11 protein-coding genes are annotated in these 11915 nt (G+C 68.7%); 5 read left to right on the top strand and 6 right to left on the bottom strand.

The genetic code is table 11. The features are described from left to right. Positions 1 to 42 precede the first annotated feature (42 nt). The 4 genes from ACAG26_RS17650 to ACAG26_RS17635 form a co-directional block, all read right to left on the bottom strand. The gene (locus ACAG26_RS17650) at positions 43 to 729 is read right to left on the bottom strand and encodes a YoaK family protein (protein ID WP_370484481.1); all 687 of its coding nucleotides are present in this window, start codon (positions 727 to 729) and stop codon (positions 43 to 45) included. Positions 730 to 796: 67 nt separating this feature from the next. Continuing rightward, positions 797 to 2149 (bottom strand): maltokinase, encoded by a 1353-nt coding sequence (locus ACAG26_RS17645; protein WP_370484367.1) that lies wholly within the window; start codon positions 2147 to 2149, stop codon positions 797 to 799. Then, positions 2146 to 3924, bottom strand: coding sequence for a maltose alpha-D-glucosyltransferase (gene treS, locus ACAG26_RS17640; RefSeq protein WP_370484366.1), 1779 nt, complete (start codon positions 3922 to 3924; stop codon positions 2146 to 2148). The genes ACAG26_RS17645 and treS overlap by 4 nt, the downstream gene beginning before the upstream one ends. A 57-nt stretch (positions 3925 to 3981) precedes the next feature. Further along, positions 3982 to 5016 carry a S1C family serine protease gene (locus ACAG26_RS17635; protein WP_370484365.1) on the bottom strand — a complete coding sequence of 345 codons (1035 nt, stop codon included), beginning with the start codon at positions 5014 to 5016 and terminating at the stop codon, positions 3982 to 3984. 142 nt (positions 5017 to 5158) lie between these two features. On the opposite strand from ACAG26_RS17635, the gene ACAG26_RS17630 reads away from it, so the two are divergent. Together ACAG26_RS17630 and ACAG26_RS17625 are read left to right on the top strand one after the other, a co-directional pair. Then, positions 5159 to 5569 (top strand): TIGR03668 family PPOX class F420-dependent oxidoreductase, encoded by a 411-nt coding sequence (locus tag ACAG26_RS17630; RefSeq protein WP_370484364.1) that lies wholly within the window; start codon positions 5159 to 5161, stop codon positions 5567 to 5569. 30 nt (positions 5570 to 5599) lie between these two features. Beyond that, complete coding sequence (locus ACAG26_RS17625; RefSeq protein ID WP_370484363.1) at positions 5600 to 6397, top strand: HugZ family protein; 798 nt, start codon at positions 5600 to 5602, stop codon at positions 6395 to 6397. 57 nt (positions 6398 to 6454) lie between these two features. Here the strand turns inward: ACAG26_RS17625 and ACAG26_RS17620 are convergent, their stop codons facing one another. Then, positions 6455 to 7255 (bottom strand): SPFH domain-containing protein, encoded by an 801-nt coding sequence (locus ACAG26_RS17620; protein WP_370484362.1) that lies wholly within the window; start codon positions 7253 to 7255, stop codon positions 6455 to 6457. Between the two features lie 268 nt (positions 7256 to 7523). Between ACAG26_RS17620 and ACAG26_RS17615 the strand changes: the two genes are divergently transcribed. The 3 genes from ACAG26_RS17615 to ACAG26_RS17605 all read left to right on the top strand — a co-directional run bounded on the left by ACAG26_RS17615 (position 7524) and on the right by ACAG26_RS17605 (position 11015). Then, positions 7524 to 9659, top strand: a complete 2136-nt coding sequence (locus tag ACAG26_RS17615; protein WP_370484480.1) for an elongation factor G-like protein EF-G2 — start codon at positions 7524 to 7526, stop codon at positions 9657 to 9659. 9 nt (positions 9660 to 9668) lie between these two features. Then, positions 9669 to 10142, top strand: coding sequence for a DUF2231 domain-containing protein (locus tag ACAG26_RS17610; protein WP_370484361.1), 474 nt, complete (start codon positions 9669 to 9671; stop codon positions 10140 to 10142). A 117-nt stretch (positions 10143 to 10259) separates the two neighbouring features. Further along, on the top strand, positions 10260 to 11015 hold the full coding sequence (locus ACAG26_RS17605; protein WP_370484360.1) for a L,D-transpeptidase family protein: 756 nt from the start codon (positions 10260 to 10262) through the stop codon (positions 11013 to 11015). A gap of 21 nt (positions 11016 to 11036) precedes the next feature. Here ACAG26_RS17605 and ACAG26_RS17600 read toward each other — a convergent pair whose 3' ends face one another. After that, the gene (locus tag ACAG26_RS17600) at positions 11037 to 11852 is read right to left on the bottom strand and encodes a pyruvate, water dikinase regulatory protein (RefSeq protein WP_370484359.1); all 816 of its coding nucleotides are present in this window, start codon (positions 11850 to 11852) and stop codon (positions 11037 to 11039) included. Positions 11853 to 11915 lie beyond the last annotated feature (63 nt).

Below are 11915 nucleotides of genomic sequence, written 5' to 3'. Positions count from 1 at the left end.
TCCACCCGGCGCTGCTGCCCATGCTTTTTCCCGCGGGCGGAACTATTTCCACAACGCGCGGCGGTCGGCGTAGAGGTAGGTGTACCCGCTGGTCAGGGCGCACACCACGCTGGCGATACCCAGCATGTAGGTGCCCCCGGCGAACAGGCTGATGAACCCGCCGATGGTGGCGCCGCCCATGAAGCTGGCCAGGATCAGGAAATATCCGAGCCAGTCGGTGAGATTCCCGCCGTTGCAGTGCCGCTCGATGCCTTGGCCCATCTTCACCAGCGTCCCGGTCATATAGCTCAAACCGATCGACGTTTCGCCGTCTTTGTTGACGAAGGTGGTGTTCAACGCACCGACACCGAAGGTCACCAACGCGATCGGAAAGAACGGCAGGGGCAGCGCGGGCCCGCCCAGGAAGAGGTCGACCACGGTAGCGAGCACGAGCGCCAACGTGGCCAGCACGGTGGACGCATGCGGCCGGGTCGGCCACAGGTAGCGGCGGCACAGTGACGCGCTGATCACGCCGGCGACGAAGGCCACCATGAGCAGCGCAGCCGACACCGCCAACCAGGGCGAGGCCGTCGTCCACTCTTCGTCGGCGAAGAACCCCATCACTGCGCGCTGGGCGTTTCCGGTCATGAAGGTGACGAAGTATCCCGCGGAGTGTGAAAACGCCGTAGCCCCCAGCACCCCGGCCAGCGCGGACAACACCCAGGACAGCTTCGTTTCGCTGTCGTACATCTGGCGAAGACGAATCACGAACGACCATGCTGCCAGACCTCGGCGGTCTCGGCAGCGCGAGCGAGGCTCAGCTAACCAGGAGACGCTCGATCGAGCGCAGTGGAATCGGCAGCCAGCCCGGCCGGTGCCGCGACTCGTAGCCGGCCTCGTACACCGCTTTGTCCAGTTCGTAGGCCGCCAGCAGGTCCGCGGACGCCCGCGGATCGACCCCGGACACCGCGGCGTAGCCGTCGCAGAACGCGGTGCGGTTGCGCTGCACCCATTCCCGGGCTCGCGCCGCCAGTTGCTTGTCGTCGCTCTGGTCGACCAGCTGCCCGTAGGCGGCGTACTCGTAGGAGCGCAGCATACCGGCGACGTCCCGCAGCGGGGAGTCCGGCGCGCGCCGCTCCTCGGACGGCTGGCCGGGTTCGCCCTCGAAGTCGATCAGCAACCAGCTTTCCGGGGTGCGCAGCACCTGCCCCAGATGCAGGTCGCCGTGCACGCGTTGGGTGGTGATCGGTACACCGGCCAGCGCGCCGAAGCGTTGCTCGATGGCACCCAGGTGGGGCTCCAGCTCGGGAACGGTCGCGGCGGTGGCCTTCAGCCGCGCCACCATGGCGTCCACCGGGAAGGTGGACGCCATGGTGCCCAGGGCCTCGGACAGCGTCGCGTGCACCGACGCGACCGCCTCGCCGAGTCGCTGGGACTCGCCGGCGAAATCCCCGCCGACCTCGTGGGCGTACAGGTCGGCCTCGGCGAACAGGTCGCGGACGCTGGCGGTGGCCATCGCCCAGCCTTCCGCGGAGTTGGCGGCGTACGCGTTGACCATGCCCAGCGGGCAGGGCACCCCGCCGGGCAGCACCGCCTGGTAGGCGCCCAGCAGTCGGGCCGCATGCGGGTTGCCGGTGCGCGCCAACACCCGGTTGAGTTCGATGTCGGGGCTGATGCCGGTGGTGGTGCGGCGGAACACCTTCAGGATGGCGTCCTGTTCGAAGATGACGCTGGTGTTGCTCTGCTCGGCGTCGGCCACCCAGGACGCCGCGTCCAGCGGCAGCACGGCGTCGGGTTCCCGGGCGAAGGTGACGTCGCCGCGCACCGCGGCGGAGTCGATCAGCGACAGCAGGAACCGGCAGGCGTCCGGGTCATACAGCGCGTCGTAGCCAACGTGGCCGTGGTCGGTGCCGATCGTGGCGACCGCACTGTACTCGGAGACCAGGTCGGCGTCCCAGCTGACCACCACCTGATAGCGGTCGGTGGCCCCGTCGGTGTAGGTGACGTCCACCAGCACCAAATCCAAGCCGTCGCGCAACGCCACGATGAGGCCGGGGGTGGCGGCGGACAGTTCCCGGTTGCGGCCGGCGTACCAGCGTTGTTGAACAAGCCAGTCCGCCCAGGGCAGGTTGGCGGGCACCCCGGCGGACCGGTCGGTAGCAGAAGTCATCGCGACTCCTCAGACTTGCACAGCTGAAACCAGTAGAAGCCGTGTCCGGGCAGCGTCAGCAGGTAGGGCAGCTGCCCGATGGCCGGAAACTCCACGTGCCCGGTCAGTTCGATCGGGGTGTAGCCGCTCCAGTGCTGCAGGTTCAGCTCGATGGGTTGGGGGAAGCGGGACAGGTTGTTGACGCACAGCACAGTCCCGCCGGTGTCGTCTTCGAGCTCCCGCACGTACGCCAGCACCGACGGGTTGGAGCCGCCCAGTTCCCGGAATGTGCCGATGGCGAAGGCGTCGTGGCGGCGGCGCACCGCCAGCATGGTGCGGGTCCAGTTCAGCAGCGACGTCGACGTGTCGCGCTGGGCTTCGACGTTGACCGACTGGTGGCCGTACACCGGGTCCTGGATGGGCGGCAGGTACAGCCGGCCCGGGTTGGCGGCGGAGAAGCCGGCATTGCGGTCCGGGGTCCACTGCATCGGGGTGCGCACCGCGTCGCGGTCCCCCAACCAGATGATGTCGCCCATCCCGATCTCGTCGCCGTAGTACAGGATCGGGGACCCGGGCAGCGACAGCAGCAGCGCGGTGAACAACTCGATCTGGTTGCGGTCCTTGTCCAGCAGCGGCGCCAACCGCCGCCGGATGCCGACATTCGCCTTCATCTGCGGGTCTTTGGCGTATTCGGCGTACATGTAGTCGCGTTCCTCGTCGGTGACCATCTCCAGCGTCAACTCGTCGTGGTTGCGCAGGAAAATGCCCCACTGCGCCAGCTCCGGGATCGGCGGCGTCTGGGCCAGGATTTCGGAGATGGGGAAGCGCGACTCGCGGCGCACCGCCATGAAGATGCGGGGCATCAGCGGGAAGTGGAACGCCATGTGGCACTCGTCACCGCCGGTGTCGGGGTCGCCGAAATACTCGACGACGTCGGACGGCCACTGGTTGGCTTCGGCCAGCAGCACCCGGCCCGGGTATTCGTCGTCGACCACCTTGCGGCAACGTTTGAGGAAGGCGTGCGTCTCGGGCAGGTTCTCGCAGTTGGTGCCCTCCCGCTCGAACAGGTACGGCACCGCGTCGAGCCGGAACCCATCGATGCCCAGATCCAGCCAGAACCGCAGCACGTCGATCATCGCGTCCTGCACGGCCGGGTTGTCGTAGTTCAGGTCGGGTTGATGCGAGAAGAACCGGTGCCAATAGAACTGGCGGCGCACCGGGTCGAAGGTCCAGTTGGATTCTTCGGTGTCGACGAAGATGATGCGGGCGTCGGCGTAGCGTTCGCTGGTGTCGCTCCACACGTAGTAGTCGCCGTAGGGGCCGTCGGGGTCCCGGCGGGATTCCTGGAACCACGGGTGCGAGTCGGAGGTGTGGTTCATCACCAGGTCGGTGATGACGCGGATGCCGCGGCGGTGGGCGGCGTCGAGCAGCGTGACGAAGTCCTCGACGGTCCCGAACTCCGGCAACACCCGGTAGAAGTCGCGGATGTCGTAGCCGCCGTCGCGCAGCGGCGAGTCGTAAAACGGCGGCAGCCACAGGCAGTCGACGCCCAGCCAGCGCAGGTAGTCCAGCCGCTCGGTGAGCCCGCGCAGATCACCGATCCCGTCGGCGTTGGAGTCGTAGAACGCGCGGACCAGCACCTCGTAGAACACCGCGCGTTTGAACCAGGTCGGGTCGGCCGGCAGAGCACGAGCGTCACCGAAGTCGTCGGCGCTGGGATGCTCGACCACACCGTCTTCGACGCGGCTCCCCGCGGTGGGGTCGGCCGGATCGAGTTCGTCGTTCGCTAAACCCACCCCTCCACACCTACCGCAAAACGGCGGCGGTTACCCGTCGGGGCGGGGAATCGGTCGTCAGCCGACCGGGCCCGGCGCCAACGTGACCTTCTCGGTGTGCACGCCGGCCAGCTGACCGCGCCAGGTCAGTGCGATGGTGTCGCCGGGGTGATGCTGGTCCAGCAGATCCGTCAACGCGGTGGCCGAGGTGACCGGGGCGTTGTCGACCGCGGTGATCACGTCGCCCATCCCGATTCCGGCGTCCGCGGCCGGGGTGTTGGCCAGCACCCGCTCCACCCGCGCGCCGGCGCCGTTGTGGTCGACCACGCCGACCCCCAGGAATGCGGTGTCACCGATGTGCACGGTGTTTGACGCGGCGCCCGACCGGATCTGCCCGGCGATCGCGAGCGCCTGGTTGATCGGGATCGCGAAGCCCTGACCGCCCTGCTGCGGGATCTTGTAGTTGTCGGAGGCGGCGGTGTTCATGCCGATCACCTGGCCGGCGGCGTTGACCATCGGCCCGCCCGAGTCGCCGGCCCGGATCGGGGCGTCGGCCTGGATCATGCCGTTGAGCGTCTCCGAGCTGCCGGTCAACTCGTCGGCCGCCGACACGGTCTGGTTCAGCGCGGTGACGTGACCGGCGACCGCGCTCGGGGTGCCGCCCTGGCCGCCCGCGTTGCCCATCGCGACGACCGGGTCGCCGACCGCCACCGACGACGAGTCACCGAGCTCGGCGGCGGGCAGCCCGACCGCCCCACGGAGCTGCACCACGGCGACGTCGTGGCTGCGGTCATAGCCGAGCACGTCGACATCGTAGGTTTGGCCGTTACCGATGGCGATCGCGGTGACGTTGGTGGCCCCGGAGATGACGTGGTTATTGGTCAGCACCACGCCGCTGGGGTCGAGCAGAATGCCGGTGCCGGCCCCGACCGCGCTTTGGTACCCCATCTGGGTGTTGATGTCGACGACGGTCGGTCCCACCTTGGCGACCATCGACGACGGGTCCGGCGCCGGGGCGGGCGCCGCGTACGCCGGCGCCGTGGCTAGACCCAGCCCGACCGCAGCCGCCACACAGAGCAAAGACCGCCACGGTCCGCGGGGAGATCCGCCCATCCCGTCACCTCCTGCATCGGTTCACCGGTTCCTCGCAGCGTACGTGGCCGCTACGCGCGATTGGATGCACTTTACGGTAGCGAGCGGCCCCGACGGGGAATGCCGGCGCGGCGAAAACGGTGGCGTCCCATAGGCTGGCCGGGTGGGCGACAACGCCGACCTCCGCCGCCGGTTCGCGCAGGCACCGGTCGCGCGGCTGGCCACCGTGACCCCCGGCGGCGCACCGCACCTGGTGCCGGTGGTGTTCGCGGTGCGCGACGACGTCGTCTACACCGCCGTCGACGCCAAACCCAAAACCACGGCCCGGCTGCGCCGGCTGACCAATATCGAGCACAACCCGCGGGTCAGCCTGCTGGTGGATCACTACACCGACGACTGGACCCAGCTGTGGTGGGTGCGCGCCGACGGCCCCGCGGCCGTGCACCACGACGGCGCGCAGCTGCACACCGGATACCGGTTGCTGCAGGCGAAATACCCGCAATACCGCACCGTGGCCCTGACCGGCCCGGTCATCACCGTCGAGGTGCAGCGCTGGGCGGGCTGGCTGGCCTGACCGACCCGAGATACCCGGTATCGTGCCGACATGGCTTCCCGTGATCACGGCGACCCGGGCGATGCCCCGTCGGCGCCGCCCCCACTGACCCCGGTCGTCAACGACACCCGGCCGTCGGCGGCCGAAGAAGCCCGCACCATCGCGGCCTCCACCAACGCCGCCACGCTGGCGACGCTGACCGCGCACGGCGATCCGTGGGCGTCGCTGGTCACCTACGGGCTGCTGGGCGGCGCCCCGGTGCTGTGTGTGTCCCGGATGGCCGAGCACGGCCGCAACCTGACCAAGGACCCGCGGGCCAGCCTCGCCATCGTCGAACCGTCCACCCAGGCCGATCCGCTGGCCGGCGCGCGGGTCACCCTCGCCGGTGTGGTGCACCACCCCAGCGGCGACGAGCTGGCCGCGGCCCGCGACGCCTACCTGGCGGACGTGCCGGCCGGTAAGTACTACATCGACTACAGCGACTTCTCGGTGTGGGTGCTGCGGGTGCACCGGGTGCGCTGGGTCGGCGGTTACGGCCGCATGGATTCGGCGACCGGCGAGGACTACACCGCCGCGGGCCCCGACCCGGTGGCACCGCGCGCGGCGGCCGCGATCGCCCACCTCAACGCCGACCACGCCGATGCGCTGCGGGCGATGGCGCAGGCACTGGGCGGCTACCCGGACACCACGTCGGCGACGTGCACCGGTGCCGACCGCTACGGCCTGGACCTTCGGGTCGTTACCGACCGCGGGGTGGCCTACACCCGGGTCGGCTACCCCGCGCCGATCGGCTCGGTCGCCGAGCTGCGCGGGGCGGCAAAAGAACTGGTGCGGCTGGCCTCGGCGTAGCCGGCCTCGGCGTAGCCGGCCTCGGCTCAGGCGTTCCTCGACGCAGGGGCGCAGCGCCTAGTGCGCGGCGAGCTCCGCACTCGCACCGTTGAGAGCCGCGTCCGACGGGGTCGCCCGCTCGAGGAACCGGAGCAGCTCCACCGGGAACGGCAGCACCAGCGTGGAGTTCTTCTCCGCGGCGACCTCAACCACCGTCTCCAGCAGGCGCAGCTCCAGGGCGGCCGAATGGTCGGCCATCGCCTCGGCGGCCTGCGCGAGTTTGCGCGACGCCTGCAGCTCCCCATCGGCGGTGATCACCCGGGCACGGCGTTCTCGTTCGGCCTCGGCTTGCCGCGACATCGACCTCTTCATCGACTCCGGCAACACCACGTCCTTGATCTCCACACGGTCGATGTGGATGCCCCAGCCCAGCGCCGGGCTGTCGATCATCACTTCCAGGCCCTGGTTGAGCCCCTCCCGGTTGGACAGCAGGTCGTCGAGATCGCTTTTGCCGATGATCGATCGCAGCGACGTCTGGGCGACCTGCCCAACGGCCGAGATGTAGTCCTGCACATCGACGGCCGCCCGCACCGGGTCGGCGACCCGGAAATAAATCACCGCATCGACCCGCACCGTCACGTTGTCGCGGGTGATGCCGTCCTGGGCGGGCACCGGCATCGTGATGATCTGCATGTTCACCTTCTCCAGGTGATCGGCGACGGGGACCAGCCAGGTCAGCCCCGGCGTCCGCACGCTGCGTTGCACCCGCCCGAACCGAAAGACGACGCCGCGTTCGTATTCCTTGATCACGCGGAAGTTCGCCACCGCTGATAGTGCCGCGATGCCGACCGCACCGGCCAGCACAAGAAGGATGATCATGGTGTCTCCCGTTCCACTCGGGGAACACCCTCAGCGTCCGTCAGCGAATACGGGCCAATCGGCGCCCGAGTTCATGCCTTCGATTCTGGCACCGGCCATGGGGCACCTCAACACGATCGCCGTGGACACCGTTTTGGCTGAACCGCTTGTGCTGGGCAGCGGTTGAGGGAAGGGTGGACTATCAGCACGACAGCCGGGGAACCAGGAGCGGCGCACGATGACCGCCGGCGACGATGCAGAGCGCAGCGATGAGGAGGAGCGGCGCACGATGGCAGACAAGACGACCACTTCCTCAGGCAGCGGGAGCGCCCCCACCGCGGACAGTCCGGCCGCCATCCGCAACGTGGTGGTGGTGGGCCCGTCGGGCGCCGGGAAAACCACCCTGGTGGATGCGTTGCTGGTGGCGTCGGGGGTGTTGCCCCGGCTCGGCTCGGTGGTGGACGGCACCACCGTCTGCGACTTCGACGACGCCGAGATCCGGCAGCAGCGCTCGGTCGGGCTGGCGCTGGCGTCGTTGCTGCACGACGGGATCAAGGTCAATTTGATCGACACCCCCGGCTACGCCGACTTCGTCGGCGAGCTGCGCGCCGGGTTGCGCGCCGCGGACTGCGCGCTGTTCGTGATCGCCGCCAACGAGGGGGTCGACGAGCCGACCAAATCGCTGTGGCAGGAATGCGATCAGGTGGGGATGCCGCGCGCGGTGGTCATCACCAAGCTGGACCACGCCCGCGCCGACTACCCCAACACCCTGGCCACCGCGCAGGCGGCATTCGGCGGCAAGGTGTTACCGCTGTATCTGCCGGTCGGCGACGGGTTGATCGGGCTGCTGACCCAGACGCACTACGACTACGCCGGCGGGCAGCGCACCGAACACGCCCCGGACCCGTCGTACCGCGAGCAGATCGACGAACACCGCGGCAGCCTCATCGAGGGCGTCATCGAAGAGTCCGAAGACGAGTCGCTGATGGAGCGCTACCTCGGCGGTGAACAGATCGATCAGGCGGTGCTGATCGCGGACCTGGAGAAGGCGGTCGCCCGCGGCTCCTTCTTCCCGGTGATCCCGGTGTGCGCCAACACCGGGGTCGGCACACTGGAGCTGCTCGAGGTCGCCACCAGTGGATTCCCGTCTCCGCTGGAGCACCCGCTGCCGGAGGTGTTCACCCCGCAAGGCGCGACACATGACAGCCTGCGCTGCGACCCGGACGCGGCGCTGTTGGCCGAGGTGGTGAAGACGACCTCGGACCCCTACGTCGGCAGGGTCAGTTTGGTCCGGGTGTTCTCCGGCACCATCAGGCCCGACGCGACGGTGCACGTGTCGGGCCATTTCACATCGTTTTTCGGCGAGGAGAACAGCCACGCCGACCACGACGAGGACGAGCGGATCGGCACCCTGTCGTTCCCGCTGGGTAAACAGCAGCGCCCGGCGGGCACTGTGGTGGCCGGCGACATGTGCGCGATCGGTCGGCTCAGCCGCGCCGAAACCGGGGACACCCTGTCGGACAAGGCCGAACCGCTGGTCTTGCGACCCTGGACGATGCCCGAGCCGCTGCTGCCGATCGCGGTCCAGCCGCGCGCGAAAACCGATGAGGACAAGCTGTCGGTCGGGTTGGCGCGGCTGGCGGCCGAAGACCCGACGCTGCGCATCGAGCAGAACCCGGAAACCCACCAGACCGTGCTGTGGTGCATGGGTGAGGCCCACTCCAGCGTGGTGCTCGACGGCCTGGCCAACCGGTACGGCGTCACGGTGGACACCGTGGAGCTGCGGATCCCGCTACGAGAGACGTTCGGCGGCAACGCCAAAGGCCACGGCCGGCACGTCAAGCAGTCCGGCGGGCACGGTCAGTACGCGGTGTGCGACGTCGAGGTCGAACCGCTGCCGGAGGGCTCCGGGTTCGAGTTCGTGGACAAGGTGGTTGGGGGTGCGGTGCCGCGGCAGTTCATCCCCAGCGTGGAAAAGGGGGTGCGGGCGCAGATGGAGAAGGGCGTCGACGCCGGATACCCGGTGGTCGACATCCGGGTCACCCTGCTCGACGGCAAGGCCCACAGTGTCGACTCGTCGGATTTCGCCTTCCAGATGGCCGGGGCGCTGGCGTTGCGGGAGGCGGCGGCGGCCACGAAAGTGACGCTGCTGGAACCGATCGACGAGGTCTCGGTGCTGGTGCCCGACGACCTGGTCGGCGCGGTGATGGGGGATTTGTCCAGTCGCCGGGCCCGGGTGCTGGGCACCGAGAAGATCGGCGACGAACGCACCCTGGTGAAGGCCGAGGTTCCGCAGGTGGAACTCAGCCGCTACGCGATTGACCTGCGGTCGCTGTCGCACGGCGCGGGATCCTTCACCCGGTCCTTCGTGCGGTATGACCCGATGCCGGAATCCGCCGCCGCACGGGTCCGGGCCACCGCGTAAGGAGCGGCGTTGACGACCTTCCACGGCCTGCCCGTCCACATCCTGCTGAACCACTTCATCATCGTCTTGGCCCCGCTGACCGCGCTGCTGGCGATCGTCGCGGCGTTGTGGCCGGCGGCGCGCCGCCGGCTGGTGTGGCTGTTGGTGGCGCTGGCGGCGGTGACCGTCGCGTTGACGCCGCCCACGGTGCGGGCCGGCGCCTGGTTCGCCGAGCACGTCGACTCCTCCCCCACCTTGACCACCCACATGAACCTGGGCGACACCACCATCTACTGCTCGGTGGCGCTGCTGGTGGTGGCCGCGCTGCTGGCGGTGACGCATGTTCGCCAACAGCGTGGGCGCCGGCCGTCGCCGGTGGTGCAGGGGTTGATTGCGGTGCTGGTGATCGCGGCGTCGGTGGCGGTGTTGGTGCAGGTCTACCGCATCGGCGAGTCGGGCGCCCGGGCGGCGTGGGGCAGTTTCGCCGCCGCTGCGGCACCCTAGGCCGCCTTTCCGATAGTTTGCCGCGCCCGGTGTTCGGGCGTCGGCGTCCCGGCATGTCGGGGCCCGTCCGATTAGAATGTGTTCTTGATGATTCAACCATTGGGGAGGGTGGGCGCCATGCGAAGCGTGGTTCGCTGTCTGTCGGTGGTGGCGGCGACGTGTGCGCTGACGCTGGCGGTCCCGGAGACCGTCAGTCGGGCGGCCGAGGCGCCGCCGCGGGCCGGTTACACCGTGGCCACCATCCAACCCGGCCCCGGCCAGGTGGTCGGGGTGGGGCACCCGGTCATCGTGCAATTCACCAAACCGGTCGCCGATCGCGCCGCCGCCGAACGGACCATCGACGTGTCGTCGGCGGGCAACACCACCGGGCGGTTCAACTGGGTGAGCGACGAGGTCGTGCAGTGGGTGCCGGACAGGTTTTGGCCGGCCCACAGCACGGTGACCGTGAAGGCCAGCGGGTTGTCGAGCCGCTTTGAAACCGGCGATGCGGTGGTCGCTGTGGCCAGCATCTCCGCGCACACCTTCACCGTCAGCCAGAACGAAGAGGTGCTGCGGGTGATGCCCGCCTCGATGGGCAAGCCCAAGCGCCCGACACCGATCGGGTCGTTCACCGCGCTGTCCAAGGAGCGGACCATCAAGTTCGATTCCCGCACGATCGGGATTCCGCTCAACGACCCCGAGGGCTACCTGCTCGATGGGGAGTACGCGGTGCGGGTCACCTGGAGCGGGGTGTATGTACATTCGGCGCCGTGGTCGGTGGATTCCCAGGGCTACGCCAATGTCAGCCACGGGTGTATCAACCTGAGCCCGTCCAACGCGGCCTGGTACTTCAACCTGGTGAACATCGGCGACCCGATCATCGTCCAGGCCTAGCGGGCGGCGAGTAGTCGCCGATCAGAACATCGTCCGCTCGATGCCGAAGCGGTCAAAGATCTTGCTGGCGATCTCTTCGATCGACACGTGGGTGGTGTTGAGGTACGGGATACCCTCCCGGCGCATCAGCCGCTCGGCTTGCTCCAGTTCCCAGCGACACTGCTCCATGGCCGCATAGCGGCTACCCGGCCGGCGCTGCTCGCGGATTTGCGCCAACCGCTGCGGGTCAATAGCTAGGCCGCACAGCCGATCCCGGTACGGGCGCAGGTGTACGGGTAATTCCAGCTTGTCCAGATCCTCGTCGATCAGCGGGTAGTTAGCGGCGCTCACCCCGTAGTGCAACGCCATGTACAGGCAGGTGGGTGTCTTGCCGGAGCGGGACACCCCGACCAGGATCAGGTCGGCTTGGGAGAAGTCCACGTCCATGCCGTCGTCGTGGGCCAGCGCGTAGTTGGTGGCGTTCATCCGCGCCTCATACTTTTCGACGTCGACCAGTCCGTGCGAGCGGTTCACCGCGCCGGACGGGGTGGCGCCCAGTTCCTCCTCCAGCCGACCGATGAACGGCGCGAACACATCCAGCATCAGTGCGCCGCTGGCGGCGACAATCCCGCCGAGCGAACGGTCGGCCATGGTGTTCACCACAATCGGTCGGCTGCCGGTTTGCTGGTATCGGGTCTTAATCCGCTGCGCGGCGGACTCGGCCTTGGTCGCGTCGTCGATGAACGGCAGTCGATGCTTCTCGAACTCCACCCCTTCGAACTGCGCCAGCATGCTGTTGCCGATGGTCTCCGCGGTGATCCCCGTGGAGTCGGAGATGAAGAAGACTGGACGTCGCATTGCGCTCCCACCCGGCGCGTTGACACCCGGCCGCGGCTGGTATGCATGTGACACCGCTGCCGG

It is taken from the genome of Mycobacterium sp. pUA109 (assembly GCF_041287095.1).
GTDB lineage: Bacteria > Actinomycetota > Actinomycetes > Mycobacteriales > Mycobacteriaceae > Mycobacterium.
The sequence above is the reverse complement of the archived record's forward strand: the minus strand, read 5'-3'. Positions and strand labels throughout refer to the sequence as shown.